The organism is Streptomyces sp. NPDC041784 (genome assembly GCF_055591025.1).
Genome location: NZ_JBVJAB010000001.1, coordinates 249,188 through 275,935 on the forward strand (window position 1 = coordinate 249,188; position 26,748 = coordinate 275,935).

Annotated in this window: 23 protein-coding genes and 2 tRNA genes; 4 read left to right on the forward strand and 21 right to left on the reverse strand. The window is 70.5% G+C overall.

Translation table 11 applies throughout. The features are described from left to right. The first annotated feature begins 102 nt into the window (after window positions 1–102). Together ACZ6D7_RS01150 and ACZ6D7_RS01155 are read left to right on the forward strand one after the other, a co-directional pair. A complete protein-coding gene (locus ACZ6D7_RS01150; protein WP_469482038.1) occupies window positions 103–1,437 on the forward strand; it encodes a cytochrome b/b6 domain-containing protein in 1,335 nt (444 codons plus the stop codon). Then, window positions 1,434–3,044, forward strand: a complete 1,611-nt coding sequence (locus ACZ6D7_RS01155; RefSeq protein ID WP_469482040.1) for an NADH-ubiquinone oxidoreductase-F iron-sulfur binding region domain-containing protein — start codon at window positions 1,434–1,436, stop codon at window positions 3,042–3,044. The genes ACZ6D7_RS01150 and ACZ6D7_RS01155 overlap by 4 nt, the downstream gene beginning before the upstream one ends. A 153-nt stretch (window positions 3,045–3,197) precedes the next feature. Here ACZ6D7_RS01155 and ACZ6D7_RS01160 read toward each other — a convergent pair. The 10 genes from ACZ6D7_RS01160 to ACZ6D7_RS01205 all read right to left on the reverse strand — a co-directional run bounded on the left by ACZ6D7_RS01160 (window position 3,198) and on the right by ACZ6D7_RS01205 (window position 8,546). Continuing rightward, window positions 3,198–3,270: transfer RNA gene (locus ACZ6D7_RS01160), tRNA-Ala, on the reverse strand. 128 nt (window positions 3,271–3,398) lie between these two features. Beyond that, window positions 3,399–3,632 (reverse strand): hypothetical protein, encoded by a 234-nt coding sequence (locus ACZ6D7_RS01165; RefSeq protein WP_003976229.1) that lies wholly within the window; start codon window positions 3,630–3,632, stop codon window positions 3,399–3,401. Window positions 3,633–3,635: 3 nt separating this feature from the next. After that, window positions 3,636–3,809, reverse strand: coding sequence for a hypothetical protein (locus ACZ6D7_RS01170; protein ID WP_469482042.1), 174 nt, complete (start codon window positions 3,807–3,809; stop codon window positions 3,636–3,638). Between the two features lie 313 nt (window positions 3,810–4,122). Next, window positions 4,123–4,195: transfer RNA gene (locus ACZ6D7_RS01175), tRNA-Ala, on the reverse strand. Between the two features lie 94 nt (window positions 4,196–4,289). Continuing rightward, entirely contained in the window at window positions 4,290–4,961 is a 672-nt protein-coding gene (locus ACZ6D7_RS01180; RefSeq protein ID WP_469482044.1) for a histidine phosphatase family protein, read from the reverse strand. Further along, entirely contained in the window at window positions 4,958–5,404 is a 447-nt protein-coding gene (gene rsfS / locus ACZ6D7_RS01185) for a ribosome silencing factor (RefSeq protein ID WP_469482046.1), read from the reverse strand. The genes ACZ6D7_RS01180 and rsfS overlap by 4 nt, the downstream gene beginning before the upstream one ends. Window positions 5,405–5,501: 97 nt before the next feature. Further along, on the reverse strand, window positions 5,502–7,340 hold the full coding sequence (locus ACZ6D7_RS01190; protein WP_469482048.1) for an LCP family protein: 1,839 nt from the start codon (window positions 7,338–7,340) through the stop codon (window positions 5,502–5,504). Window positions 7,341–7,356: 16 nt separating this feature from the next. After that, window positions 7,357–7,983, reverse strand: a complete 627-nt coding sequence (gene nadD, locus ACZ6D7_RS01195) for a nicotinate-nucleotide adenylyltransferase (RefSeq protein WP_469482050.1) — start codon at window positions 7,981–7,983, stop codon at window positions 7,357–7,359. An 88-nt stretch (window positions 7,984–8,071) separates the two neighbouring features. Continuing rightward, window positions 8,072–8,236 (reverse strand): hypothetical protein, encoded by a 165-nt coding sequence (locus ACZ6D7_RS01200; protein WP_469482052.1) that lies wholly within the window; start codon window positions 8,234–8,236, stop codon window positions 8,072–8,074. Window positions 8,237–8,384: 148 nt separating this feature from the next. Next, window positions 8,385–8,546: a hypothetical protein gene (locus tag ACZ6D7_RS01205; RefSeq protein ID WP_469482054.1), complete on the reverse strand. Its 162-nt coding sequence runs from the start codon at window positions 8,544–8,546 to the stop codon at window positions 8,385–8,387. A gap of 141 nt (window positions 8,547–8,687) precedes the next feature. Between ACZ6D7_RS01205 and ACZ6D7_RS01210 the strand changes: the two genes are divergently transcribed. Beyond that, window positions 8,688–9,863, forward strand: a complete 1,176-nt coding sequence (locus ACZ6D7_RS01210) for a M48 family metallopeptidase (RefSeq protein ID WP_469482056.1) — start codon at window positions 8,688–8,690, stop codon at window positions 9,861–9,863. 7 nt (window positions 9,864–9,870) lie between these two features. Here ACZ6D7_RS01210 and ACZ6D7_RS01215 read toward each other — a convergent pair whose 3' ends face one another. The 5 genes from ACZ6D7_RS01215 to proB all read right to left on the reverse strand — a co-directional run bounded on the left by ACZ6D7_RS01215 (window position 9,871) and on the right by proB (window position 15,085). Then, complete coding sequence (locus ACZ6D7_RS01215) at window positions 9,871–10,941, reverse strand: SCO2583 family membrane protein (protein ID WP_469482058.1); 1,071 nt, start codon at window positions 10,939–10,941, stop codon at window positions 9,871–9,873. 154 nt (window positions 10,942–11,095) lie between these two features. Next, window positions 11,096–11,662 carry an SCO2584 family spore wall biosynthesis protein gene (locus ACZ6D7_RS01220; RefSeq protein ID WP_469482060.1) on the reverse strand — a complete coding sequence of 189 codons (567 nt, stop codon included), beginning with the start codon at window positions 11,660–11,662 and terminating at the stop codon, window positions 11,096–11,098. A 140-nt stretch (window positions 11,663–11,802) separates the two neighbouring features. After that, entirely contained in the window at window positions 11,803–13,089 is a 1,287-nt protein-coding gene (locus ACZ6D7_RS01225; RefSeq protein WP_469482062.1) for a glutamate-5-semialdehyde dehydrogenase, read from the reverse strand. Window positions 13,090–13,299: 210 nt separating this feature from the next. After that, on the reverse strand, window positions 13,300–13,821 hold the full coding sequence (locus tag ACZ6D7_RS01230; RefSeq protein WP_469482064.1) for a hypothetical protein: 522 nt from the start codon (window positions 13,819–13,821) through the stop codon (window positions 13,300–13,302). Window positions 13,822–13,978: 157 nt separating this feature from the next. After that, a complete protein-coding gene (proB, locus tag ACZ6D7_RS01235; RefSeq protein ID WP_469482982.1) occupies window positions 13,979–15,085 on the reverse strand; it encodes a glutamate 5-kinase in 1,107 nt (368 codons plus the stop codon). Between the two features lie 253 nt (window positions 15,086–15,338). On the opposite strand from proB, the gene ACZ6D7_RS01240 reads away from it, so the two are divergent. After that, complete coding sequence (locus ACZ6D7_RS01240) at window positions 15,339–16,745, forward strand: polysaccharide pyruvyl transferase family protein (RefSeq protein ID WP_469482066.1); 1,407 nt, start codon at window positions 15,339–15,341, stop codon at window positions 16,743–16,745. Window positions 16,746–16,818: 73 nt separating this feature from the next. On the opposite strand, the gene ACZ6D7_RS01245 is transcribed toward ACZ6D7_RS01240, so the two are convergent. The 6 genes from ACZ6D7_RS01245 to obgE all read right to left on the reverse strand — a co-directional run bounded on the left by ACZ6D7_RS01245 (window position 16,819) and on the right by obgE (window position 26,723). Beyond that, a complete protein-coding gene (locus ACZ6D7_RS01245; protein ID WP_469482068.1) occupies window positions 16,819–18,048 on the reverse strand; it encodes a glycosyltransferase family 2 protein in 1,230 nt (409 codons plus the stop codon). A 175-nt stretch (window positions 18,049–18,223) separates the two neighbouring features. Then, window positions 18,224–20,302, reverse strand: coding sequence for a hypothetical protein (locus ACZ6D7_RS01250; protein ID WP_469482070.1), 2,079 nt, complete (start codon window positions 20,300–20,302; stop codon window positions 18,224–18,226). A 159-nt stretch (window positions 20,303–20,461) separates the two neighbouring features. Continuing rightward, window positions 20,462–21,961: a D-ribitol-5-phosphate cytidylyltransferase gene (locus tag ACZ6D7_RS01255; RefSeq protein ID WP_469482072.1), complete on the reverse strand. Its 1,500-nt coding sequence runs from the start codon at window positions 21,959–21,961 to the stop codon at window positions 20,462–20,464. 227 nt (window positions 21,962–22,188) lie between these two features. Further along, complete coding sequence (locus ACZ6D7_RS01260) at window positions 22,189–23,427, reverse strand: hypothetical protein (RefSeq protein WP_469482076.1); 1,239 nt, start codon at window positions 23,425–23,427, stop codon at window positions 22,189–22,191. A 120-nt stretch (window positions 23,428–23,547) separates the two neighbouring features. Then, window positions 23,548–25,110, reverse strand: a complete 1,563-nt coding sequence (locus ACZ6D7_RS01265) for an alkaline phosphatase D family protein (RefSeq protein ID WP_469482078.1) — start codon at window positions 25,108–25,110, stop codon at window positions 23,548–23,550. A 176-nt stretch (window positions 25,111–25,286) separates the two neighbouring features. After that, complete coding sequence (gene obgE / locus ACZ6D7_RS01270; RefSeq protein ID WP_469482080.1) at window positions 25,287–26,723, reverse strand: GTPase ObgE; 1,437 nt, start codon at window positions 26,721–26,723, stop codon at window positions 25,287–25,289. Between the last annotated feature and the right edge of the window lie 25 nt (window positions 26,724–26,748).

Consider the following 26,748-nt stretch of genomic DNA (forward strand, 5'->3'; position numbering starts at 1 on the left):
TTTGATAACAACGCAATAACTCAAACCTCGTACCCATCGGTATGGAGCCACTTAGAGTTCGGCAGCGGGACCGCTTTCCCGAAACTGCTCGGAGTTGCCCCCATGAACCCTCTTCTCAGTAACAGCTCGCTCCCCAAGCCGGGTCGGTCGGCCTATGGGGTGGCCTCGGCTGTCGTCCTGGTCCTCATACCCGTGGTCGTGCTCGCCGGTGGTGACCAAGTCCAGTCGTTCCTGAACTTCGGTGCGGGTGTGCTGTCGCTGGTGTGCCTCACCTGCTCGGTCATCTGGGGCCTCGTCGCCCAGGACCGGATCTTCCTCAACACACGCCAACGGATCATCGCGCAGGGCGTCCACCGCGTGACGGCGGTCGGCTCGATCGCCTTCCTCCTGGTGCACATCACCGTCAAGGTGGCACTGGAGCACACCGTCCTGATCGCCGCGCTCATCCCGTTCTCACTCGGTGTCACCGGAATCGGCGGACTCATCGGCCTCGGCTCCACGGCCGGCCTGCTCATGATCTTCGTGGGCATCACCGGCGCGCTGCGCAACCAGTTCGCCGCGCCGGCCGAGGTCGCCGCCCGCTGGCGCGCCATGCACATGCTGGCCTACCCGGCGCTGTGCGCGGCCCTGATCCACGGCCTCTACGCGGGTCGAGCGGCCAAGCCGTTCTTCGTCATCTCGTACCAGCTGTGCCTGCTCGGGGTCATCGCCGCCCTCGCGCTGCGCGCCGCCCCGCGCCCGATCAAGCGCCGGCTCGCCGACCGGCTCACCACGCTCCTGGGCAACTCCCCGGACCGTTCCATGGACGGCCTGGAGGCGTCACGCGCGCGTGTGGCCGAGGGCGGCGGGTCCGGCGGGGGTACCGGCAGCTCCGCCCTGCCCGGCTACGAGGGACGCGGGGGCCGCTCGTCCGCGTCCGACACGCGGAGCACTCCCCGGATGAGCCCGCAGGCGTCCCCGCTGTACGACACACAGGCCGCACAGGAGTCCGCCAACGGCTTCGCGGCCGCCTACCGCGCCGTCAACACGCCCAGTCCGCAACAGCCGTACGCGGGGGCCGGGGTCGACCAGACCGCGCAGATGAACATGCCGTTCGACATGCAGGCCACGGAGGCGATGCAGCGCGTGGACAGCGGCGGCAGCACCTCGGGCACCTGGCCGGTCCCGTCCCCGCCGCCGGTCGGCGAGGCACCTCCGTCCGCCTACGACCCGCTCCAGGACACGGGATTCAACATCCCGGTCTATGGCAATACGGGCACCATTCCGGTTGTGGGAGGTGATGTGTACAACACGGGTGAGACGAACGCCCAGTACGGCGCGTACAACTCGAACGACACGTACAACAGCGGTCCCGCCAATGAACCATCCCCCGGTGCGTCCTTCGACTCACCGGGTTCGGGCGAACCTTGGAACACGCCTTCCGGAGGCTATAGGTGAACGAGGCCCTGCCCGACGTCCCGGAAGTCCGCGTGGTCGGCCTTCCGCAGCTCACGTCTGGCTTCGACCTTGTCGAGAGACTCGATCTGCCCATGCACCTGAAGGTGCACGGGCCGCTCGAACCCATGGGCGGGGAAAAGCTCGCGCAGCTCTCCGAACGCATCAACCTCAAGGGCCGCGGCGGCGCGGGATTCCCCTTCCACAAGAAGCTCCGCTCCGTCGCCGACGCGGCGATCAAGCGGGGCGTACGGCCGGTCGTCGTCGTCAACGGCAGCGAGGACGAACCGGCCTGCCGCAAGGACACGGTGATGATCAACCGTGCCCCGCATCTCATCCTGGACGGCGCGCTGCTGGTCGCGGAGGCGCTGGGTGCCCGCACGCTCGTGGTGGGGGTCACCCGCGAATCGACCCAGCGCTCCATGGAGGCCGCCCTCGCCGAACGCGGCCTGAGCAACGGCCGCCGCTCGGCGCTGAAGGCGTTCGTCCAGCGCAACCCGATCCGCATGGTCACCGGCGCGGCCGCGTCGCTGATCCGTTCCATCGACGGCGGCCCGGCCATCCCGCCCGGCCGCAAGGTCAGCGCCTCGCAGAACGGCGTCGGCGGCGCCCCGACCCTGCTGTCCAACGCCGAGACCTTCGCGCAGCTCGCCATCGCCGCCCGCATCGGCCCGGAGCGCTACGGCAACACCGGCCTGTACGACGAGCCCGGCACCGTCATGCTGACCGTCTCCGGCGCGGTCGCCCGCCCGATGGTCATCGAGGTCCCCACGGGCGTGCCGCTGCGCTACGTGCTCCAGCTGGCCGGTGCCCCGCCGGTGCCCCAGGGCGTGCTGACGGGCGGCTACCACGGCAAGTGGATCGACGCGGCGACCGTCAACGAGGCGATCGTCTCCCGCAACTCGCTGGACGCGGTGGGCGGCGCTCTCGGCGCCGGCGCGATCCTGCCGATCAGTCAGGAGACCTGCCCGCTGGGCGAGTCCCTGCGCGTCGCGCAGTGGCTGGCCGAGGAGAGCGCGGGACAGTGCGGTCCCTGCTACCTCGGCCTGCCGGCCGCCGCGCGCGGCATGGAGGACATCATCAACGGCGGCGGCCCGGCCGCCCTGGAGGCGCTCAAGCAGGTCGCCAAGAACGTCAAGCGGCGCGGGGCGTGCTCGCACCCGGACGGCTCCGCGATGTTCCTGGAGTCGACCATCAAGGCGTTCACAGACGACCTCGCGGCCCACGTCCTCGGAAACGGCTGCGGACGGCCCGTGGAGGGCGTTCTGCCGCTCTTCGAGGAGGGCATGGCCCCGGCGAGCATCACCAGCGGCGCAGCGCCGCAGGAGAGCGGTGACAGCCGCCAGAAGATCTACGTGGACTGGACGCTGTGCCGGGGCCACGGCCTGTGCGCGGACATCCTCCCGGAGGTCTTCCAGCTGGGCGCCGACGGCTTCCCGACCGTCGCCCAGGCCAAGGTGCCGCGCTACGCGGAGGCCAAGGCGCTCCGGGCGGTGCGGCGCTGCCCGGCGCTGGCCCTGCGGCTGGAGGAGGACACGCGCGCGCAGGCGCCCTCCCGCAACCTCCCGGTGCTCTCCCAGGGCCGCGGCCGCCGCGCCCTGGGCCGCTGACCGCACCCGCCCGTCCACACAGCCACAGGGGCCGCCCGGCATCGGGCGGCCCCTGTGGCGTCAGCCCCGCACCTGCCCGACTCCCCTGGACACAGTGCGGGCGGGAATGCAGAAGATCCCGCCCGATCTTCACGATCGGACGGGATCTGATTGTGGAGCTAAGGAGAATTGAACTCCTGACCTCCTGCATGCCATGCAGGCGCTCTACCAACTGAGCTATAGCCCCTTGTGGTCTCGCGGTGAAACCGCGTATCGACCGTGCCGCCCGGGTTTCCCCGGCGGCGACGCCAACATTACACGGTCCAGGGGGTGGACCACCAAATCGTTTCCGTTCTGTCCGGTTTGACGGGAACGTCAAGCCGTGACGAACGAATAGAACCGCTTGAGCGTGCAGTGCTCCTCGAGGAGACGGCCGTAGATCGGCTCCCCCTCCAGTTCGCGGTACGTCTCGATGGGGTCGCCTTTTATGATCAGCGCCCGCGCGCACTCCTCGCACCAGTACTGGTAGTCGGGGTTGACCGGTTCCATGTCGCGCACGATCGGGGTGCCGCTGCCACACCAGTCGCACTTTCGCCTGTGTGCACCCATCGATCAGCTCCAGCTGTGGCCGCAGGCCGTGCACACGTAGGAGATGCCGCCGTTGTCCCCGAGGACTTGGGCCACATGGCCGGAGCCGCAGGAGGGGCAGCTGAGGCGGGTGGCCGTGTCCCGTGTCAACGCCGCTTCGAAGAGGTGACCGACCTCTCCGAGGATGCTCGCAGGCATCGCTACTCCCTCCCGTCGGGTCGCGCCCCCTTCCGGCCGTTTGATTCTGCCACGGCCGGGCCAATACGGTCAGCGACGCCTCAGTACCAGTCCGGACACGGCACCGGGCGTTGCTGTCGCGGCGAGCGCGAACATGCATGTGAGAAGCGCTTCCGAAGAGGTATACGCCTCCGGGGCCCAAGTGACTCAAGCCGGTGGGGGAACAGTCTGCCGAAGGTACGCCGGGCCACCCGTGGAGCCGTCCCCGGAGTGACGAAAGATCCCGGGAGCAACGAAAGATCCCGCCCCCCGAAGGGAGCGGGATCTTCACCAGTGGAGCTAAGGAGAATTGAACTCCTGACCTCCTGCATGCCATGCAGGCGCTCTACCAACTGAGCTATAGCCCCTGGTGTTCTTCCCGCTTGGCGGGGCGAACAAGAAGAACTTTAGCCTGCGACCTGCCAGAAAGTGAAATCCGGGGTCCGGGGCCGACGGGGACGCTCAGTCGTCGTCGCCGAGCACCGGTTCCGGCAGGGTGCCGGCGTTGTGCTCGAGCAGACGCCAGCCGCGGGCGCCCTCGCCCAGCACGGACCAGCAGCAGTTGGAGAGGCCGCCGAGGCTCTCCCAGTTGTGCGCCTCCAGGCCGAGCAGCCGGCCGATGGTGGTGCGGATCGTGCCGCCGTGGCTGACGACGACCAGCGTGCCGTCCTCCGGCAGCTTCTCGGCGTGCCGCAGCACGACCGGGGCGGCGCGGTCGGCCACCTCGGTCTCCAGCTCGCCGCCGCCGCGGCGGACCGGCTCACCGCGCTTCCACGCGGTGTACTCCTCGCCGTACCGGCCGACGATCTCCTCGTGCGTCAGCCCCTGCCACACGCCCGCGTACGTCTCGCGCAGGGCCTCGTCGTGGGTGATCTCCAGGCCGGTGAGCGCGGCCAGTTCGGCGGCCGTGTTGGCGGCACGCGAGAGATCGGAGGCGACGATGGCGTCGGGCCGGAGGGAGGCGAGCAGCCGGGCGGCGCGGCGGGCCTGGGCGACGCCGGTCTCGGTCAGCGGGACGTCCGTCGTGCCCTGGAAGCGGCGCTCCACGTTCCACGCGGTCTGGCCGTGGCGCCAGAGGATGACGCGGCGGCCGCGGGCAGGCCCGCGGCCGCCGGGCTGCGCCGGGGCACTCACCGAAGCTCCCCGAATCCGGCGGTGTCGTCCTCCTCGGCCTGGAGCTTGGCGTGCTCGGCGGCCTTGCCGCGGGTCGCCAGGGCGTCCTCGGGCAGCTCCAGCTCGGGGCAGTCCTTCCAGAGCCGCTCCAGGGCGTAGAAGACGCGCTCCTCGCTGTGCTGGACGTGGACGACGATGTCGATGTAGTCCAGCAGGATCCAGCGGGCGTCGCGGTCGCCCTCGCGGCGTACGGGCTTGGCGCCCAGGTCCTTCAGGAGACGTTCCTCGATCTCGTCGACGATCGACTTGACCTGGCGGTCGTTGGGCGCGGAGGCCAGCAGGAAGGCGTCCGTGATCGACAGCACGTCGCTGACGTCGTAGGCGATGATGTCGTGCGCGAGCTTGTCGGCGGCCGCCTGCGCGGCGGTGGTGATGAGCTCGATCGAGCGGTCGGTGGCGGTCACTACGTGGCTTTCCGTCGGCGGTCGTTTGACCTCAAGGGTCTCACGGACCGCCGACGGCACCCCACGTGATTACGGGATCACCCCGCCGGACCGCCGGCTACGACGACGAGGCCTCGTAGTCCTGGCCCAGGACGACCGCGACGTCCGCGTTGGCGGTGACCTCGCCCTTCTGTACGGCGCTGGTGGGCAGGTCCAGGGTCTTGGCGACCTCGGTGGCGTTCTCCTTCTGGGCGGCGTCCGCGTACAGCACCTTGGAGGCGCTCTGCGCGCCGGACGCCGTACCGGCGTCGAGGAAGGTGAAGCCGCCGTTGAGGAGCACCACGCGCGCGTCCTCGGTGTCGGCCTTGGTGCCGCCGGCGTTCTGGACGGAGACGGCGACGGCCGCGTCCTTGTCGGGGCTCTTCGCGGTGCCGCCGAGGACGTCCTTCACCACGCCGGCGCTGTCCTCGGCGCTGAGCGTGCCGTCGGCCTCGACGGGCAGCAGGGCGGTCTTGTGGTCGCCGCCCTTGGCGAGGTCGGCGAGCTTGGCGAGGAAGGTGCCGAGGTCCTTGTCGGTCAGCGAGGGGTCGAGGATCTGGGCGAGGGTCTGCACGGTGACCGTGGCGGCCTGCGGGTCGGAGGAGATCTTGCGCAGGATGCCCTGCATGACCTGCCCGAACCGCTCCAGCTGGGCGTTCTGGGCCTCGCCGGAGGCACGGTAGGTGGCGTAGGCGACGGCCGTCTTGCCGCTGAGGGTCTGGTCCTCGCCCTTGTTGACGAGGGGGGCCTCGCCCTTCTTGGCCTTCGGGTCGGGCACGTCGGTGTCGGTGTCGACCTCGATGTTGCCGACCAGGTCGACGAGGTTCTGGAGGTAGGGCGTGTCCAGCCGCCAGGTGCCCTCGATGTCGGTGCCGAGGACGGTGTCCAGGGCCTCGCGCGTGCCGTCGGAGCCGTCGTCGTCGACGGACTTGGCGAGGGTGGTCGTGGTGCCGTCGTCGGCGGTGAGGACCAGGGAGTTGGGCAGCAGGACGGTCGTGGCCTGCTCGGTGGTGGTGTTGTCGACGAGCAGCGCGGTGGCGGTGCCGCCGCCGGCCGTGTCGTGCAGGTGGACGACGACCACGTCCCGCTTCTGCGCGGTGCCGGCGGTCGTCGTCTTCGTGCCGGTGTCCGCGGACTCCGACAGTCCGGGCAGCTTCCCGGCGTACCAGAGGTAGCCGACGCCGCCGACCGCGACCAGGGCCATGACGACGGCCAGGGCGACGAGCCGGCCGCGGGCGCGGCGCTTGGCCTCCTCGCGGCGCTCGGTGCGGTTCTCGGTGAAGTTCAGCCAGTCGATGACGTCCTCGGAGTCGCCGTCGGGCTCCTCCACGAACGCGAACTGCTCGGTGCGGTAGTCCGGTTGGGTGCTCCCGGCGCCCTCCGGACCGCCCTGTCCGCCCTGTTCGCGCCGCCTGCCCCGCTCGCCCCGCCCGTCCCGCTCGCCGGTCCCCTCCGGCGCGGCCGGTCCGGCCTGCTGCGGGATGTAGGCGGTCTGCTCGGCGGTACGGGGCTGTTCGACGCGGGGCTGCTGCCCGCCGACGGCGGTCTGCCCGTAGGGGTCGTACGGGGCCGCGGTACCGGTGGTGTACGGGTCGTGGGCGGCGGCCTGCTGCCCGGTGTCGTACCCGGTCGCGGTCGGCTGCCGACCGGTGGCGTACGGGTCGTAGGGGGGCGTGTGCTGCCCGCCCTGGGCGTACGGGTCGTAGCCGTAGCCCTGCCCGCCGTGCCCACCGTGCCCGTTCTGAGCGCCCTGGCCACTCTGGCCTCCCTGCCCGCCCTGCTGCCCGTAAGGGTCGTAGGGCTGCTGCTGCGGGACCTGCTGGGCCGGGACCTGCCGGTAGACCGGCTGGCCGTACTCGTCGTAGCCGACGAGCTCGTACGGGTCGCCCCCGTACCCCGCGTCGTATCGGTCGTTCACCGGTACCCCTCTCGGCTCACTCGCCGCGGTACAGCTCGCGCTTGTCGATGTAACGCACGACTCCGTCCGGCACCATGTACCAGATGGGGTCGCCCTTGGCGACTCTCGCACGGCAGTCCGTGGAGGAGATGGCGAGCGCGGGAACCTCGACCAGCGAGACGCCGCCCTCGGGCAGACCGGGGTCCGTGAGGTGATGACCCGGCCGGGTGACCCCGATGAAGTGCGCGAGGGAGAACAGTTCCTCGCTGTCCCGCCAGGTCAGGATCTGACCGAGGGCGTCGGCACCGGTGATGAAGAAGAGGTCGGTGTCGGGGTTGAGGGCCCGCAGGTCGCGCAGGGTGTCCACGGTGTAGGTGGGGCCGCCGCGATCGATGTCGATCCGGCTCACCGAGAACTGCGGGTTCTCGGCGGTCGCGATGACCGTCATCAGGTAGCGGTCCTCGGCCGGGGAGACCCTGCGGTGGCTCTTCTGCCAGGGTTCGCCGGTCGGCACGAACACGACCTCGTCCAGGTGGAACTGCGCGGCGACCTCACTGGCCGCCACGAGGTGTCCGTGGTGGATCGGATCGAACGTTCCGCCCATGACGCCGAGGCGGCGCTTGCCCGGGTTCGACGGGCCGGTAGGCATGTCGTGCTCTCCCATGCGTGCAGACCCTACCGGCCCTGCCCGAGGGCACCCGCCGACGGATGCCCGGGGTGCCCCGGCTGCCCCGGTATGGGCATCGTGTGCCTCAGCGGTCGCGGTTGAAGCGGGTGGTGATCCACAGCAGGAGCATCAGGATGACGAACGCGCCCCCGCCGGTGACCAGGGGGTTCAGGCTCGCGTGATTGCCGCCGTGCTCCTCACCCTCGGCGGCGAGGGTGACCAGCTGGGCAGCGGCGCTGTGAAGACTCATCGTCGGCAGGACCTATCCGGTGAGGGCGGGATAAAGATGTCGGCCCATCGTAAGCGGGCGGCTCGGCGGCGATCACGCCGACTCCGCCATTGGGGACGCGGGTTGCCCCCTCGGCCGTTTCGAAGCGGCGGGGAACCTTCCCGTCGGCTCAGTCGTCCTTCCGCTTGTAGCCCCGCAGCAGGAACCACGCGGTGGGCACACAGCCCAGGACCATCACGACCAGTACGACGCGGAGCAGATTCCCCGCCCCCTGCTGCTGGGCGGCGCCGGCGGCCTCGGTCAGCCAGGTGGTTGCGGGGTGGTGCTCCATGGCGCGGGACTCCTTCGGTGCAGTGCCCGTCCACGGTAGCTCCGCCTGGGCTGAGCTCTGCTTCGGGGGCGCAAAGGGCCGCACAAAGGTCCACAAAGAGGCCGTGCGACGAGGGCCACACCAACGCACATGGGGGAAGACATGTCCGACGACGCCCGCGAGAACGACGGCTCCGGGACCGTGCCGAGCAGGCAGCGCAGGCGGTTCCCCGGGATCTCCTCCCGCGCCTACGAGCACCCGGCCGACCGCTCCGCCCTGGTGGCGCTGCGCAAGCTGAGCGGTTTCGACACGGTGTTCAAGGCGCTCAGCGGGCTGCTGCCCGAGCGCAGCCTCAGGCTGCTGTTCCTGTCCGACTCGGTGCGGGTCTCCGACCAGCAGTTCTCGCACCTCAACGACATGCTGCGGGACGCCTGTCACATCCTGGACCTGGAGAAGGTCCCGCCGATGTACGTCAACCAGGACCCGCAGCCCAACGCGATGTGCATCGGCCTGGACGAGCCGATCATCGTGGTGACCACCGGGCTCGTCGAGCTGCTCGACGAGGAGGAGATGCGGGCGGTCATCGGTCACGAGGTGGGCCACGCCCTGTCCGGGCACGCGGTGTACCGCACGATCCTGCTGTTCCTGACGAACCTCGCCGTCCGGGTCGCCTGGATACCGCTGGGCAGCCTCGCGATCATGGCGATCGTGACGGCGCTGCGCGAGTGGTTCCGCAAGTCGGAGCTGTCCGCCGACCGCGCCGGTCTGCTGGTCGGCCAGGACCTGCGGGCCTCGATGCGCGGCCTGATGAAGATCGCCGGCGGCAACCACCTGCACGAGATGAACGTGGACGCGTTCCTGGAGCAGGCCGAGGAGTACGAGGAGGGCGGCGACCTGCGCGACTCCGTGCTGAAGATCCTGAACGTGCTGCCCCGTACGCACCCCTTCACCACGGTGCGCGCGGCGGAGCTGAAGAAGTGGGCGGAGTCCCGCGACCACCAGCGGATCATGGACGGCCACTACCCGCGGCGCAGCGAGGACAAGGACACCTCGGTCACGGACTCCTTCCGTGAGTCGGCCGCCCACTACACGAGCAGCGTGAAGAACTCCAAGGACCCGCTGATGAAGCTGGTCAGCGACATCGCGGGCGGGGCCGGCGACCTGGGTGGCCGGGTGCGGCGGGGCTTCGGGGGCTTCACCGGCTCGGCGCCCTCGGCGGACCGGCCGACGAACGGCCCGGACGGAAGCGGCCCGGACGGCAGCGGTACGAACGGCAGCGGTACGAACGGCAGCGGCCCGGACGGACCGGCGGACACGCCTCCCTTCGACAAGGGCTGAGCGCGCCTCACACCTTCGGCTGCGCACCCGCCGCCAGCACCCCGCACAGCGCCGGGACGCCGCCCGTGGCGAACGGATCGGTGCCGGCCGGGCCGCCCTCCTTGGCGGTCTGGCCGGCCAGCAGCGGACGTAGCTGGTTGGCGGAGTCCTCGGCGCAGGACAGCGGTCCGGCCTGGACGCCGGCGCCGACCAGCTGAAGCTGGTTGGTGCGCAGGTCGTCGCGGTCGAAGCGGAAGTGCAGCTCGCGGCGGACGGTGAACAGGGAGGCCGGGGCCTCCGCGTCGGCACCGGCCGGCCGCAGCGCGTACACGAAGGTGTGGTCGGCGGTGACCTCGAGGGTGGACGAGTCGGTCTCGGCGGCCGCCAGCGTGCCCTGGACGCGGATCCGGTCGCTCGCCAGCTCGGCCCGGGCGGGGTCGAAACGGACCAGCCAGCCGGTCGGCGCGTGCCGTCCGTCGGCCGCCGGATGGGTGAAGCTCGCGTCGAACTGTTCGAGCTGGCCGCCGTCGATCAGCCCGCGCACCGGCCGCACCTGCTGCCCGGTGAGCACCTCCGGGTAGAGGGAGGAGCGCACGAGGTACTCCTTGGCGCTGTTCAGCGCGGCGAAGACCTGGCTGTCGGAGAAATGCGCGGTGCGCCGGTAGCCCGGCAGCGGGATGCCGGCGGCGCCGACGCGGTACCGGGCGGCGGGGCTGTGCGCGTACAGCGTCTCGGTGTCGGCGGCGCCGGGTACGGCGGTGGTCGGGGCGAGCGGGACGAGCGTCATCCGCAGGGGCTCGACGGACCGGCGGGCCGTGGGGCTCTGGTAGGGGTTGCGTACACCCATGTAGATGGCGGTGCCGAAAGCGAGGGCGATCAGCAGGACCAGCAGCAGCGCCTGCCGGGTCAGGCCCCGGCGCAGCGGCGGGCGGCGGCGCACGGCGGGGGCGTGGTCGGCCAGGCGTTCCTGCGCGGAGTACTCCTGGAGGCGGGCAGCGCGGACGAACGATTCGTCGAAGACGACGGATCGGTACTCGTCCTCGCCACCTCCGGGGGCGCCCTCGGGTGTCCCCTCAGGTGGCTCTCCAGGCCCGCCCATACTTTCAGAGTAGGTCGCGCGGAGCCCGGGTAAACGCCCTGCCGCGCGACAAGTTCTGACAGGTTCTCACCAGGTCCGTCGCCCGTGTCGGCCGTGCCGCGGGCCGCCGCGGCGGCACCCGCGGCACCCGCGCCGGTCCTCGCCGCTCCCGGGGTCAGGGTGTGCGCGGGACGGCGGAGACGGGTGGCTGGGAGTAGGACGCCGACGCGGACGGGGGTGCGGCGCTCCCCTGTTCCAGGCCGGTGGTGGCGGGCGGCGGGACCGGGTCCCGGCTGCCCGAGGAGGCGCCCCGGTAGACGGCGGCGAAGGCCAGCGCGACCATGCCGACGCCCATGACGACGGCGAGCATCCAGGCGACCGGGCGGTGCCAGCGGACCTGTTTGCCGTACGGCCCGGAGGATCCGTAGCGGTCGTCGAGGTCGTCGATGTCGTCCAGGTCGTCGAGGTCGGGATCATGGCCGAAATCGCCGGGGCCGTAGGCGTCGTCGTAGTGATCGCCGCGGGCGCGGGCTCTGCGGGCTTCGGCCTCGGAGGCCTCGGCTCTCGCCTCGGCGGCGGCAAGGAGGCGTTCGACGGCGGTCGGCTCGTGCACCACGGCCGCCTGTACGAAGGCCTCGTCGAAGACCACGGAGGCGAACTCTTCGTCCGACACCCCGCGGTCGTGGTCGTCGTCGGGCTCCCAGCCGTCAGGGAACGGCATACCCCCCACGTCCTCCGGCACGGATCCAGAGTAGACCTGGGGGGTCAATTTGGGCAGACGGTAGGGAAATTCATCCGCCCGATGAGACGCCTCTCACGGGCCGCGCGCCCAGACCGGACGCGCCTGCCGCGCGCATATGCGCCCCCGCCGGAGGGGGTCCGTCAGCGGCGTACGTGGCCGTCGCCGGTGACGATGTACTTGGTGCTGGTCAGCTCCGGCAGGCCCATCGGGCCCCGGGCATGCAGCTTCTGGGTGGAGATGCCGATCTCCGCGCCGAAGCCGAACTGGCCGCCGTCGGTGAAGCGGGTGGAGGCGTTCACGGCCACCGTGGTGGAGTCGACCAGCTGGGTGAAGCGGCGGGCCGCCTGCTGGGAGGTGGTGACGATGGCCTCGGTGTGCCCGGAGGTCCACAGCCGGATGTGCTCGACGGCCTTGTCGAGGGAGTCGACGACGGCGGCGGCGATGTCGTAGGAGAGGTACTCGGTCTCCCAGTCCTCGGTGGTGGCCTCGACGACGGTCGCCTCGGAGTCCTTGGCGTAGGCCATGACCCGCTCGTCGGCGTGGACGGTGACCCCGGCCTCGGCGAGGGCGTCCAGGGCGCGCGGCAGGAACTCGGGGGCGATGTCCTGGTGGACCAGGAGGGTCTCTGCGGCGTTGCAGACGCTGACCCGCTGGGCCTTGGAGTTGATCAGGATGTCGATCGCCATGTCGAGGTCGGCCGCCGCGTCGACGTAGACGTGGCAGTTGCCGGTGCCGGTCTCGATGACGGGGACCTTGGACTCCATGACGACGGTCCGGATCAGCGAGGCGCCGCCGCGCGGGATGAGGACGTCGACCAGGCCCCGGGCGCGCATCAGCTCGTGCACGCTCTCGCGGCCCTCGCCGGGCACCAGCTGGACGGCGTCGGCAGGCAGCCCGGCGCCGCCGACGGCGTCGCGGATCACCCGGACGAGGGCGGTGTTCGACTCGTACGCGGAGGCGGAGCCGCGCAGCAGGACCGCGTTGCCGGACTTCAGGCAGAGGGCGGCGGCGTCCACGGTGACGTTCGGGCGGGCCTCGTAGATGATGCCGACCACGCCGAGCGGCACGCGGACCTGGCGCAGGTCGATGCCGTTGGGGAGGGTGGAGCCGCGGACCACCTCGCCGACCGGGTCCGGCAGCGCGACGACGTCCCGGACGTCGGAGGCGATGACCCGCACCCGCTCCGGGGTGAGGGTCAGCCGGTCGACGACCGACTCGGCCGTGCCGGCCTCCCGGGCCTTGGCGATGTCCCGTGCGTTGGCCTCGACGATCTCGCTCGTACGGACCTCCAGCGCGTCCGCGATGGCGAGCAGCGCGTCGTCCTTGGCGGCCCGGGGCAGCGGCGCGAGATCGGCGGCGGCCGCCTTGGCGCGGTAGGCGGCCTGGGTGACCGGGGACATGGCGTCGTACGGCGAGAGCGTGGTCATACGGGAAGGGTAGTGCGCCGCGGGAACCGGGCCACCGCGCATCCCACACCCCGAGACGGGGGCCGAGACGGGACCGGGACGGGTGCTCAGGGGCCGGATGCGGGCCGGATGCGCCCCCGGAACGCGCCCGGCGCACTCCCCGGAATCAGCCGGGATCAGCCGGGATCAGCCGGGATCAGCCGGAATCAGCATCAGCGGGATCAGCCGGAATCAGAAGGGGTGGACCCCCACGGGCGTGGCCGGAGCGGGTCCGTAGCCCTCCGCGATGCGCTGGTGGTACGTCTGGCGGTCGATGACCTCCAGGCCGACGATCTCCCAGGGCGGCAGCCCGGCCGTCTGGCGGTGCTCGCCCCACAGCCGGAGGGCGACGGCGGCCGCGTCGTGCAGGTCGCGGGCCTCCTCCCAGTACCGGATCTCGGCGTGGTCAGGGGCGTATCTGCTGGTCAGCAGGAAGGGATGGTCGTGGGCGAGCTGTTCCAGCGCGCGCCGGACCTCCTTCAGCGGGGCTTCCTCGCCGGAGACGCTCAGGGTCACGTGCCACAGCCGGGGCGCGTCGGCGGGGCGCGTGCCCTCGGGGCCGCCCTCCCACTGCTCCTCGGCCCGGTACCGGTCACCGGCCGCCACGCTGGTCAGGGCGCGCTCCTCCCCGGGCACCCGGGTGGACCGGGAGCCTGCCCCGTCGGTACTGGTACTCCCACGGGCCGCCGCCACCCCAGGGCGCACTCGTCTCACGACGGCCTCCTTTACGCAGCGCTTCAGCGGTACTCGTGCGGAATGTCTCCGTGAGACAAAGTTGAGCAGGCCGCACGGCTCCGTGGGGGGCTTTCACGGAACGTCCCCCACCGGTACGGATCGTTCGAGCGCGTCCGCAGACAGCCGTTCGACGCCCTCAGGGATGCAGGATCACCAGGTCGTCGCGGTGCACGACCTCCCGCTCGTACTCCGCGCCCAGCTCCCGCGCCAGCTCCCGGGTGGACCGCCCGATCAGCTGGGGGATCTCGCGGGCGTCGAAGTTGACGAGCCCCCGCGCCACCGGCCGCCCCGAGGTGTCGCGCAGTTCGACGGGGTCGCCCGCGCTGAACTCGCCCTCGACGCCGGCGATCCCGGCCGGCAGCAGCGAGGTGCGCCGCTCGACGACCGCCCGCACCGCTCCGTCGTCCAGGGTCAGCGAGCCCTGCGGGGTGGAGGCGTGCTGGAGCCAGAGCAGCCGGTCGGCGGAGCGCTTGCCGGTGGCGTGGAAGTAGGTGCCGGTGTCGCCGCCGCCGAGGGCGTCGGCCGCGTGCACGGCGCTCGTGAGGACCACGGGGATGCCGGCGGCGGCCGCGATCCGGGCGGCCTCGACCTTGGTGACCATGCCGCCGGTGCCGACGCCCGCCTTGCCGGCGCTGCCGATCTCGACGTGCGCGAGGTCCTCGGGGCCGCGCACCTCGGCGATCCGGGAGGTGCCCGGCTTGCCGGGGTCGCCGTCGTACACCCCGTCGATGTCGGAGAGCAGCACCAGCAGGTCGGCGTGGACGAGGTGGGCGACGAGGGCGGCGAGCCGGTCGTTGTCGCCGAAGCGAATCTCGTCGGTGGCGACGGTGTCGTTCTCGTTGACGATCGGGAACGCGCCCATCGCGAGCAGCTTGTCGAGGGTGCGGGACGCATTGCGGTGGTGGGCGCGCCGGCTCATGTCGTCGCTGGTCAGCAGCACCTGGCCGACGCGGACGCCGTAGCGGGCGAAGGAGGCGGTGTACCGGGCGACGAGCAGGCCCTGGCCGACGCTGGCGGCGGCCTGCTGGCGGGCGAGGTCCTTGGGGCGGCGGCGCAGGCCGAGCGGGGCGAGTCCGGCGGCGATGGCGCCGGAGGAGACCAGGACGATCTCCCGCTCTCCGCCGCTGCGGCTCTTGGCGAGGACGTCGACGAGCGCGTCGACGCGGTCGGCGTCCAGGCCGCCGGCGGCGGTGGTCAGCGACGAGGAGCCCACCTTGACGACGATCCTGCGGGCCTCGCCCACAGCCTGCCTTGCCCCTGCCACCTTGTTCTTCGCCCCTCGGGTAGGTCCACGACTGCCTGGCAATCTACGCGAACGGGGCCCTGGGGCGCGCGCGAGTTCCAGTCCCCGGACAGCCGGCCGACCCTCGACTCTCCACCTTTGCGTGACTCTTTGCTCACGCGTTGCGTACGGCAAAAAGGTTGTGGGGGTTCCATATGAAGTTTGAAGGTCAGCCAAATTTATTTTGAAGTTTGGGTCACTTACAGTTCGCCCTGTGAAGCGCCTACTCCTCAGGTCGGGGAAGAGCCCCTTCGACGTCGTCCCCGTCGAGGAAGCTCTGCACCGCGACGTGTTCGCCACCAACGCCGGCAACCTCATCTTCAGCGATGCCGCGCACAAGATCCTCACCGTGCCCGGCCGGACGGAGGTCGTGTCCAACGGCATCGCGACCGACGTCAACGCCGCGGCCCGCATCAACGCGGAGTACGACGCCTTCGTCGTGCCCCTCGCCAACGCCTTCCGGCCGTCCTTCGAGATCCCGCTCCAGCGGCTGACCCGGCTGATCTCCAAGCTGAAGATCCCGGTCGTGGTCCTCGGCGTCGGTGCGCAGGCCGGCCTGGACAACGACCCGGCGCGGCTGAAGGCGATGGAGCCGACGGTGCGCGGGTTCGTCTCGGCGGTGCTGGACCACAGCGCCACCCTCGGCGTCCGCGGCGAGTTCACCGCGAAGTACCTCACCGACATGGGCTTCCGGGACATCGAGATCATCGGCTGCCCGTCGCTGTTCATGCACGGCGACCGGCTCGACGTCGAGAAGCGGGCGGCGGCGCTCACCCCGGAGTCGCGGATCGCGATCAACGGCTCGCACAGCGCGGTGCGGTACGGCGGTCTGGACCCGATCATCAGGAACACCCACGCGCGGTATCCGAACCTGAGCTTCATAGGCCAGAACCTGACCGACGCACGGCAGCTGCACTGGCGGGACACCGAGTCCTCGGCGGGCCGCATCAAGCAGATGCCCACCCACCCCGACCACCCGATGTACCGCGAGGGCAAGGCCAGGGTGTACGTCGACCCGGTCACCTGGATCGACGACCTCAAGGGTTACGACTTCTCGTTCGGCTCGCGCATCCACGGCAACATCGCGGCGCTGCTGGCCGGCACCCCGGTGACCGTGCTGTGCGGCGACTCCCGGACGCTGGAGCTGTGCCGCTACTTCGAGATCCCGCACCGGCAGCTGAACGAGGTGCCCGCGGACGTCGACCCGGCGCGGCTGTACGAGGAGGCCGACTTCGGCGCGCTCAACGGCAACCACCGGGAGCGGTTCGACCGGTTCATGGGCTTCCTGGAGAAGAACGGCCTGGAGAACACCTTCACCCACGGCGACGGTGGCGAGGCCTTCGAGCGGCAGCTGCGCTCGCTGACGTTCCCGGCAGGGGTACGGCCCTGGAACGACGCCGACCTCGCCTCGCTGACCAGCCGGTTCGGCTGGCTCCAGCAGCGCATCAGCGCACTGGACACCGACAACGCCCAGTTGCGGCGGGAGCTGGCGAAGTCCCGGGCGGCCGGCGTGAAGGCGGCCGCCAAGGCCGCCGCGGGCATCCCGGCCCCCTCCATCTACCGCCGTGCCAGGCGCGTGGTGGGCGGCCCGCTCCGCCGGGCGCTGAAGCCGACGAAGTGACGCGGAACCGACGCACGCGAAGGGGCCCGGTCCTCCCCAGGACCGGGCCCCTTCGCGGTTGGTCGTACGGCCCTTAAGCCGCCGCGGTCCCCCGCGGCCCGGTGAAGCGCTTCTTCAGGCGGCGCAGCTTCCGTCGCACCTTGCGGTTCGCGGCGCGCAGGAAGGTCTCCGCCGGGGCCTCGCGCCACCCCGGGTACGCCTTGGCCTCGCGGGGTTCGGCGAGGTAGACGCGGTCGGGGACGCCCGCCTTGCGGGAGCGGTAGTGCGGGTAGGCGAGGTAGAGCTTGGTGGCGCCCTTCTTCAGGACGGGCGTCGGCTCCTGCTTGTCCTTGATGAACCGGATGACGTCCTCGAGGAGGTCGGGGCGCTGCATGGCCACCAGTTCCAGCCGCAGCCGCTCGTGGACCTTGAGCCGCTGGGCCACGCCCTCGTTCCAGTAGGCGTCCATCAGCGGCTTGGCCAGTTCGAACTTGGTGCGCCGGATCTCCTCGTCCTGGCGGAGGAAGACCGGCCCGAACTGCGGCAGCAGGGTGACGAGGAAGGGGCGGACCATGAGCACGTCCCGCTTGGGGCCGGGGGGCAGCATCCGCTCCAGCAGCCCCATCAGGGCCCGCGCGGAGTCGAAGCGCAGGGTGTAACTGCCGCTCTTCGTCACGTGCTTGCCGTCGTCGCGGCCCACCAGGTAGTAGCAGGTGTGGTCGGCCACGATGGAGACGCCGTCGGCCCGCAGATAGGCCTCCATCGTGAACAGCGCGTCCTCGCCGGTCCACAGCGACTCGTCGAAGCGCATGCCGTGGCGTTCCAGGAACGCCCGGCGGAACAGCTTCTGCGCGCTCAGGGTGAACTTGATGTTGGAGGTGAAGACGTCCGTGCGCTCACGGTTCTTGCCCCACATGGACTTGGGCGCGTTGCGGTTGACGCCCTCCACCTTGCCGAGGACGACGTCGGTGTTGTTGCGGTCGCCCATGGCGACCATCCGCTCCAGGGCCTCCGTGCCGAGCCGGTCGTCGGCGTCGAGGAAGAACACGTAGCGGCCGGTGGCCTTGGCGAGGCCCACGTTGCGCGGGCCGCTGGGACCGCCGGAGTTCTCCTGGCGGATCACCGTGACCGCCATGGGTGCGCGGGCCGCGAACTCCTCCAGGTAGTCGCCCGTGCCGTCCTGGGAGCCGTCGTCGACGGCTATGACCTCGATGCGCTCCGGTTCCATCGTCTGCGCCTCGACGGATGCCAGGCACTCGACGAGATACGGCATTGCTTCGTACGCCCCGATGATCACCGTGACGTCAGGCTGTGCAAGGGTCATTTCTCCCCCTCAGCACGCAACGTTTCCCCCTATGGAAGATTCTTGATACCCGGTAGACGGTTCAATACTTGAACAGGTTGCCCTGCTTCCCGCACGTGTTGCGGATCACAGTTTGCGACATGAACGCGGCCCCCGGAGGAAATCTCCGGGGGCCGCGTTCCTGGACACACGATCGTCAACCCGTCGTAACACCCTTGGTCAGAGCCGCCTCGCCGTCGGCGCCGGCGTCCGCCGCGGCGGCCCGGGACTCCTGGCCGACGTTGCGGGCCTCGGCCTTGAGCGCGAGGTCGGCGATGGCGGTGTTGAACTGCTCGAGGGAGGTCGGCTCGTCGGGTCCGAGCAGGTACTCCTTCAGCTCCTTGCGGTCCTCGGCCAGCGCGTCCGTGCTCCGGTCGCGCACCGCGCCCAGCAGCTGGTCGAGCCCCTCGGCGCCGTTGTCGAGGATCACGGCCGCGCGCACCGCGGTGTTCTGCCGCCGGAACTCCTCCGCGCCCAGCTCCGCCGAGTCGGTGACCGCGTACGGCTTGCCGCTGGCGATGAAGTCGGAGACCACGCTGGAGATGTCCGAGACCATCCCCTCGGAGGCGTTGAAGCAGTCGTACAGACGCGGTTCGGCGCCCGTGATCACCCGGTGCTCGAAGGACGGGAAGGTCCGCCAGTAGGCGGCGTTCCACTCGGCGCGCAGCCGGGCGGCCTCCTCGTGCTTGCGCATGTCGACGATGCCGTCGCGGCTGGTCACCGCCTCGTCGGCCTTCTCGTCGAAGGAGAGCGACAGCTCCTCCAGGCGGGCCTTCAGACGGGTCAGCTCGGCCTTGGCCTTCGCCTGGTCGACCGGGTCGGCCGTGAAGCGGGGGTCGGCGGCGCGCTGCTCGGCGGCCTTCTTGATCAGGGCGGTGATCCGGCGGTGCGCGGCGCCCGCCTTGGCGCTGCGGGTGCCGGTGAAGGGGTGCGGCTTGTAGAGCACGCGCACCGGGGGCTCGGCCGCGACCAGCTTCTTCACGATGTTCTCGCCGGCCAGCAGGATCGAGGTGTTGCCCGGGTTGTCGTCCCAGCCCTCCCAGGTGGGCGCGTACAGGACGGTGGGGATGCGGTCCGCGGGCGCACCCTTCCACGTCTCGATCGGCGCGAGCTGCGGGCGGCCGACCTCCACGATGTCCTCGTCGCGGATGCCGACGTCGGCGATGGCGTAGCGGTCGCGGCCGGCCCGGCCGGCGGTCCACACCTCGTCGTAGGCCTTGCTGAACGGGTTGACGCTGGCGAGCTTGTCACTGTCGCCGTGGCCGATGAAGACGTGCTTCATGGTGGGCACGCGCAGCATGTGGATGTTCTTGCCGACGTTCGCGGCGTACAGCGTGACCCGCACCATGGACAGGTCCATGTTCATCAGGTGCACCCCCCCGGGCACGCAGATGACGGGGACCGTGGTGGGAGCCATCCGCTCCAGGACGGCGCGCTCCCGCAGGACGATCAGCGGCCGGGAGTCCAGCTGCTCCATCGTCTCCAGCCACATGTTGACCTGGTAGGCGGAGTCCTTGGAGCCGGAGAAGTAGAGCACGGTCTCCGGCCGGTACTCGCGCAGCCAGGTGCTGACGACGGCCAGCACCTGGTCGGGCCTCGGCGGCAGCCGGCGGGCACGCAGGTACGGCACCAGCGCGACGACGTACAGCAGGCCCAGGACGGCGGTGACGGCGACGCCCGCGTAGCCGGCCGGCTCGGAGTCGGTGACCGCGTAGACGAGCAGGCCCACCACCGCGGCGAGGTCCAGGTGCAGCATCTTCAGGGCGGCCCGGGTCATCAGCCGGCGCGGCGGGGCGTCCGGGATGGTGAGCCGGGAGACCAGGTCGACGTTGCGCGTGACGACCGGCATCTGGCGGCGCTTGCCGATGAGCGTGACCAGCGCGCCGTGCGGGGCCTGGAGTCCGAAGAAGACCGCGAAGCAGGCGATCGCCGCGTAGAAGACCGGCTCCTCCGAGAGGTCGAGTCTGGCCAGCAGCAGGATCAGCAGCAGCTCGCGGACCAGGAACCGGGTGGGCAGACCGACCCTCAGCCTGTTCAGCAGGTTGAGGAGGTAGGTGCCCTTGCGGTGGAGGTAGAGGTCCGCCAGGTATGTCACGGCGGCCGCGGCGGCGAAGGCGGGGGTGCTCGGGACGAGCGCGGCCAGCATGAGGCAGGGGTAGCCCAGCATCATGAGAACCGCCGCGGCCAGCTCGGCCGCGCTGCCCACCCGGGCCACGCGAATAGCGGTGGATATCACGGAGAAACCTGCTCTGGGAGGGGTGCCGGTCATAGAAGCCTTAAAAGTCCGGAAAATCCTTTGTGGAGGTTTCGGGAGTTTTACGGATTCAGGCCCCTGTGAATTCTCCGTAAACAGGGAGCCACAGAGGCCTGAAATTCAATGGCTATTTGCGGTTGATTATGCCACGCCGTCCTGGCGGTCGAGCACCGAGGCCAGTGCCTGCTCGAAGCCGGAGGCCCTGCCCGCGGGCGCTGTCGGGTCCTGCTGGCGGACGTCGATGACATGCCCGGTCAGCTCGGAGAGCAGCACGTCGAGCGAGGTCCGGGCGACGGCCTCGGAGGAGAGCAGGCTGCCCGCCGGTTCCTGTCCGAACGCCTTGGTCCGCATGGGTGTCGCCGTGCGCTCCGGGTTGACGCAGTTGACCCGGATGCCGTCGCCAGCCCACTCGTCGGACAAGGCCTGGGTGAGGTTCACCATGGCGGCCTTGGTCGAGGAGTAGAGGCTGTACTCGGCGCGGCCGCGGGTGTAGCTGCTGGACGTGTACAGCAGCAACTGCCCCTTCGTCTCGGCGAGGTACTTGTAGGCCGAACGGGCGATCTGCACCGGCGCGAGGTAGTTGACCTTCAGCGCTTCCTCGATGGTCGCGTTGTCGGTCTCGGCCAGCTTGCCGATGCGCAGCACACCGGCGGTGTTGACGACGTAGTCGATGCGCCCGGTCTCGCTGTACGCCTTGGACAGCGCGTCGTCGACCTCCTCCGGGTTCTCCACGTGGGTGCCGGTGGTGGAGCGGCCCAGGGCGTAGACCGTGGCGCCGTAGGCCTCCGCCAGCTCGGAGATGTCCTTGCCGATGCCGTAGGAGCCGCCGAAGACGACGACGGTCTTGCCGGTCAGCAGCTCGCGGTAGACCTCCTCGTCCTTCTGCTCGGGCGTGGCGGTGGAGGCCAGCTGGAACAGCTTGTCGGCGATGAAGACGTCGACCGGCTGAGTGACCTTCATGTTGTACTCGTCGCCCGCCACGACGTTGATCGGCACGTCCGGCAGGTACTTGAGGACGACCGAGCAGTCGTCCGTGGCCTGGAAGTTGGGGTCGCCGGCCGCGACCTCGTAGGCCCGGCGGATCGTCGACAGCTTGAACGCCTGCGGCGTCTGGCCGCGGCGCAGCCGGGAGCGGTCCGGGATCTCGGTGATGAACTCGCCGTCCTCGCCGTGCGTCCGGGTGACGATGATGGTGTCGGCGGACGGGATGGCGACGTCCACGGCCTGGTAGCGCTCCAGCGCGGCCACGCAGTCGTCGATGACGCGCTGCGACAGCAGGGGCCGTACGGCGTCGTGGAACAGGACGTTGAGGTCCTCGCCCTCGGCCAGGCCCTCGCCCAGCGCGGCGATGGCGCGTTCGGTCGTCTCGTTCCGCGTGGAGCCGCCCTCGATGATCCTGGAGACCTTCTTGAATCCGGCCTTGGCGACGATCTTCTCGATGTCGGGCACATAGCCCTGTGCCATCAGCACGATGACGTCGTCGATCGAGTCGGCCTTCTCGAAGGTGGTCAGGGTGTGCTCGATGACGGCCTTGCCGGCGATCTTCAGCAGCTGCTTGGGGATCGACAGACCCACCCGCTGACCGGTACCGCCGGCCAGGATCACTGCGGTCGTACGGGGCTTGGCTATGTGCTGGGACACCAGAAGACCTACCTTGGGGCGACAGGGAACGGGGAAATGGTCCCACTTGCGGTTACCGCGATGCAAGGTGAGCGCCCTTCACTGCATATGTGCGCGCCACCCTCCATTCACCTTGCACCGCTGGTGATGGGTAAGACGAGTCGGCGACCGAGGGGGATCCCCGCCGGAAATGCTGTGAGTAACTCCACAGAGATCGAGTGATACCTGAGAGTGACGGTGAGAGTGTTTCAGTGGCGGCGCAGCCGCCGCAGACAGCGATGCCCGAGAACCCTCACCAACTCCTTGGACGACGTCTGGTGCACCCCGCGCGCGGCGGTCCGTTCCGGGGTCGCGGCCACCGCCGCGAGCGCCCCGTACAGCGCCTGAGCGGCCACCTCCGGCGCGATCCGGGCCTCCGCCGGGACGGCGGGCCCGGCCGGCTTCGGCACGGCGGACAGCAGCGCCGGATCACCCAGGACCCGTACACCCATCCCGGCGATCCGCTCGGCCATCTCGGCCCCGATCCCGGCGGCCGCCTCGACCGCCCACCCGGGCGTGGAGATCTTCACGTCCTGTGACGTCGGGCTGCACGCGTTCTTCATATGCATGACCGCGCCGTTGCGGATAAGTTTCGAATAAAGCTCATCGGGCAGGCCATTGCCCCGGAATTCACTATTAAGATTCCGCAGCATTTCGGTCTCGGCCAGGGTGAGCGAACGATTCGCCGTGTCCGGAACGGGCTCCAGAAGATTGGCCGGAAGTCCGAGCAGCGTCTCGAAGGTACGCATCAGCCCCTCCCGGTCCCGGTCGTCGACCACGACGACGGTGACCCGCTCGGCGCCGACCACCCGCACCCACCGCTCCACCAGCCGGTCGTGGCGGTGCCGCCGCCAGAAACTCGGGTTGGGCTTCTCGTACGGCGCCTTGCGGAGCATGTGCTCCAGCCAGTCCTCGTAGCCCATGCGCAGTCCGTTCTGCACGTACTGCTGCCACTGCGAGGGCATGATCCGGGCCAGCGGGCGCAGCGTGACCAGGACGTGCACCAGCTCGCCACCGAGCTGCTCCACGACCCGCTCGATCGTCGCGTCGTCCGGGGCGTCGGCGAAGAACTCGCTGCTGATCACGGAGGTCTTCCGGCCGGTGGCCGCCACCTGGTCCACCAGCTGCCGCCAGTGCCGCTCGGTGGGCGTGGTGTCACCGATCATGCCGGTGCGGGAGCAGGCGGCGAGCACGGCCTGCATGGGGTGCCGGCTCGTCGCCGGGAACGCGACGCCGTATGCCGGCAGCTTCTCCCTGGCTCCGAACAGCGCGCCCTGGATCGAGGTGGTCCCGGTCTTGTGCGGGCCGATGTGCAGCAGGCGGGTGCCGGCGGGCAGCGGGGCGAGGGCCTCGGGCGGCGGGGCGGAGGCCGCGGGCTTCTCGGCTGAGGCAGCGGGCTTCTCGGCTGAGGCCGCGGGCGGCGGAGTGGGCTCCGCGGGCGCGTTCACCGGGGCGTCGTCTCTCGTACAGTCCGTCTCCATGGTCAAGGGACGGTAAGAGGCGTTCCTTAGGGGACGCTGAGAGAGGCCTGGGACACAGATGAGTCCCAGGCTCCGCTCACCTGGCCGTCACACCTTCCGGACGCCCGGCTTCCCGTCCGTCACCCGCAGCTTCGCCAGGGTGCGTGCGGTCGCCGTCGGCTTGAGGACGGTGCTGACGACCCGCACCTGGGCGTCGACGGCGTCCTTGCGGATGTCGAAGAGGTGGTAGCCGCAGTGGGCGTCGATCAGCTTCCAGTGCGGGTTGTCGGCCTTCAGCGGGTCCCACTGCGTGTGGAAGGCGGCCTGGTCCCGGTCGCCGCCGCTGGAGATCGACGTACCGACGAACTCGGCGCCGACGGCGTCGGAGGAGGGGTCGGCGAAGTCCCGCTTGAGATCGCTGATCATCGTCAGGTGCCGGTCCCCGCTGAGCACGACGGGGTTGCGGACCGAGGCGAACTCCCCGAGGAAGGCGTTGCGTTCGGCCTGGTAGCCGTCCCAGGCGTCGTAGTACCAGAGCTTGCCCCGCCCGGGCAGCAGATCGGTCTCGGCCATCATGATCTGGGAGGCGATCAGGTTCCAGTGGGTGCCGGAGCCGCGCAGCGAGTCGAGCAGCCACCGCTTCTGCCCGGCGCCGAGCATGGTGAGCGAGGGGTCCTGGGCGCCCTCCTGGCTGACCGCCTGGTTGCTGCGGTACTGCCGGGTGTCCAGCACGTTCAGCGTGGCCAGCTGCCCGAACCGGAGGTTGCGGTACATCCGGATGTGCGGCCCGTTCGGGATCGCCGTCGCCCGCACCGGCATGTGCTCGTAGAACGCCTGGTAGGCCGCGGTGAGCCGGGCCACGAAGGCGTCGTGCGTCTGCTTGTCGGGGTCCTGCGGGATCTCCCCGGCGAAGTCGTTGTCCACCTCGTGGTCGTCGAAGGTGACCACCCAGGGCGCGTGGGCGTGCATCCGCTGGAGTCCGGGGTCGGTGCGGTACTGGGCGTACCGGTTGCGGTACTGCGTGAGCGAGTACGGCTCCCCGCTGCCCTCGTGCCGGCGCACGGCCGTCGCGGAGGGCCCCGACTCGTAGATGTAGTCACCGACGAAGACGACGACGTCCGGATCCTGCGCCAGCATGTCCGCGTACGGCGTGAAGTAGCCCTGCTGCCAGTTCTGGCAGGAGGCGAGCGCCAGGCGCACCGTGGGGCTGAGGCCGAGGGGTTGGGGCGCGGTGCGGGTGCGGCCGACGCGCGAGATCTGGCCGCCGGCCCGGAAGCGGTACCAATAGACGCGGCCGGGGCGCAGTCCTCGTACATCCACGTGAACGCTGTGCCCGTACTCGGGCCGGGCCTGGGCGACGCCCCGGCGGACGCCGCTGCGGAAGCGGGAATCGGTCGAGATCTCCCACTCCACCGACACGGTCCGGCGGGGCATCCCGCCGCCGTTCAGCGGGTCGGGGGCCAGGCGTGTCCACAGCACGACCCCGTCGGGCAGCGGGTCCCCGGAGGCGACACCGAGCTTGAACACACCGTCGGGCAGGGCGGTCCCGGCGGCGCGAGCGGTGGCGGGCAGCCACAGCTGGGCGGAGGCGGCGGCGCCGACCACGGCGGCACCGGCGGTGAGCAGACGGCGGCGGTCCGGGGACGCGGCATGGTTCGCTCCGGCGGCCATCGGTGAACTCCCTTGCGTCGCAGACGTCTTGGACGCAAGAAAGGTGGCATGGGCAGCCAGTCAGGGCGCTGAACGGAGCGTCGCGCATACATGACAAGCAAGAGGACAAAGAAGGACCCGTCGCGGGGGTTCCGCAACGGGTCCTTCGATACGACGGTGGTGGCGGTGCCGACGGCTCAGAAGGGCTCGAAGCCCTCGAACTCCTGGGCCGCCTCGTCACGTTCGGCCTGCTTGTCGCGGCGCCGCTGGGTCGCGGGGCGCGGGGCGTCGAAGCGGTGGTCCTCGCCGCGGCGGCCGAGCATCTCGGCGCCGGCCATCACGGTCGGCTCCCAGTCGAAGACGACCGCGTTGTCCTCGGGACCGATCGCGACACCGTCGCCGGCCCGGGCGCCCGCCTTCATCAACTCCTCCTCCACACCGAGGCGGTTGAGCCGGTCGGCGAGGTAGCCGACGGCCTCGTCGTTGTTGAAGTCGGTCTGGCGCACCCAGCGTTCGGGCTTCTCGCCGCGGACGCGGAACAGGCCGTCCTCCTCAAGGGTGACGGTGAAGCCGGCGTCGTCCACGGCCTTGGGCCGGATGACGATCCGGGTCGCCTCCTCCTTCGGCTTGGCCGCGCGCGCCGCGCCCACCATCTCGGCGAGGGCGAAGGACAGCTCCTTGAGCCCCATGTGCGCCACGGCGGACACCTCGAAGACCCGGTACCCCCGCGCCTCCAGATCCGGCCGCACCATCTCCGCGAGGTCCTTGCCGTCCGGTACGTCGATCTTGTTCAGGACGACGATACGGGGACGGTTGTCGAGGCCGCCGTACTGCTTGAGCTCCTCCTCGATGATGTCGAGGTCGGAGAGCGGGTCACGCTCGGACTCCAGGGTCGCGGTGTCCAGCACGTGCACGAGGACGCTGCACCGCTCGACGTGGCGAAGGAACTCGAGGCCCAGCCCCTTGCCCTGGCTCGCGCCCGGGATCAGGCCCGGCACGTCGGCGATCGTGTAGACCGTGGAGCCGGCCGTCACCACGCCCAGGTTCGGGACGAGGGTCGTGAACGGGTAGTCCGCGATCTTCGGCTTGGCGGCGGACAGGACGGAGATCAGCGAGGACTTGCCCGCGCTCGGGTAGCCGACGAGGGCCACGTCCGCGACCGTCTTCAGCTCCAGGACGATGTCCTGGACGTCGCCGGGCACACCGAGCAGCGCGAAGCCGGGCGCCTTGCGGCGGGCCGAGGACAGCGCCGCGTTGCCGAGGCCGCCGCGACCGCCCTGCGCGGCGACGTACGAGGTGCCGTGGCCGACGAGGTCCGCCAGCACATTGCCGGCCTTGTCCTGGATCACGGTGCCGTCCGGGACCGGCAGGATCAGGTCCTGGCCGTCCTTGCCGGAGCGGTTGCCGCCCTCGCCCGGCTTGCCGTTGGTGGCGTTGCGGTGGGGCTTGTGGTGGTAGTCGAGGAGCGTGGTGACCGACTGGTCGACGACCAGGATCACGTCACCGCCGTGCCCGCCGTTGCCCCCGTCGGGGCCGCCCAGCGGCTTGAACTTCTCGCGGTGGACGGAGGCACAGCCGTGACCTCCGTTACCCGCGGCGACATGCAGTTCGACGCGGTCCACGAAGGTGGTCATGTTGGTGCCTCCAGCACTGCGAAAT

What these genes read in the sequence shown, in the direction of transcription:
- ACZ6D7_RS01225 (WP_469482062.1), bottom strand. Translation starts at nt 13,089, where the DNA reads ATGACCACGCTCTCGCCGTACGACGCCATGTCCCCGGTCACCCAGGCC.
- ACZ6D7_RS01215 (WP_469482058.1), bottom strand. Translation starts at nt 10,941, where the DNA reads ATGGGCGGGCCTGGAGAGCCACCTGAGGGGACACCCGAGGGCGCCCCC.
- obgE (WP_469482080.1), bottom strand. Translation starts at nt 26,723, where the DNA reads ATGACCACCTTCGTGGACCGCGTCGAACTGCATGTCGCCGCGGGTAAC.
- ACZ6D7_RS01200 (WP_469482052.1), bottom strand. Translation starts at nt 8,236, where the DNA reads ATGAGTCTTCACAGCGCCGCTGCCCAGCTGGTCACCCTCGCCGCCGAG.
- nadD (WP_469482050.1), bottom strand. Translation starts at nt 7,983, where the DNA reads ATGGGAGAGCACGACATGCCTACCGGCCCGTCGAACCCGGGCAAGCGC.
- ACZ6D7_RS01165 (WP_003976229.1), bottom strand. Translation starts at nt 3,632, where the DNA reads ATGGGTGCACACAGGCGAAAGTGCGACTGGTGTGGCAGCGGCACCCCG.
- ACZ6D7_RS01205 (WP_469482054.1), bottom strand. Translation starts at nt 8,546, where the DNA reads ATGGAGCACCACCCCGCAACCACCTGGCTGACCGAGGCCGCCGGCGCC.
- ACZ6D7_RS01150 (WP_469482038.1), top strand. Translation starts at nt 103, where the DNA reads ATGAACCCTCTTCTCAGTAACAGCTCGCTCCCCAAGCCGGGTCGGTCG.
- ACZ6D7_RS01170 (WP_469482042.1), bottom strand. Translation starts at nt 3,809, where the DNA reads ATGCCTGCGAGCATCCTCGGAGAGGTCGGTCACCTCTTCGAAGCGGCG.
- ACZ6D7_RS01245 (WP_469482068.1), bottom strand. Translation starts at nt 18,048, where the DNA reads ATGACCCTTGCACAGCCTGACGTCACGGTGATCATCGGGGCGTACGAA.
- ACZ6D7_RS01210 (WP_469482056.1), top strand. Translation starts at nt 8,688, where the DNA reads ATGTCCGACGACGCCCGCGAGAACGACGGCTCCGGGACCGTGCCGAGC.
- ACZ6D7_RS01265 (WP_469482078.1), bottom strand. Translation starts at nt 25,110, where the DNA reads ATGGCCGCCGGAGCGAACCATGCCGCGTCCCCGGACCGCCGCCGTCTG.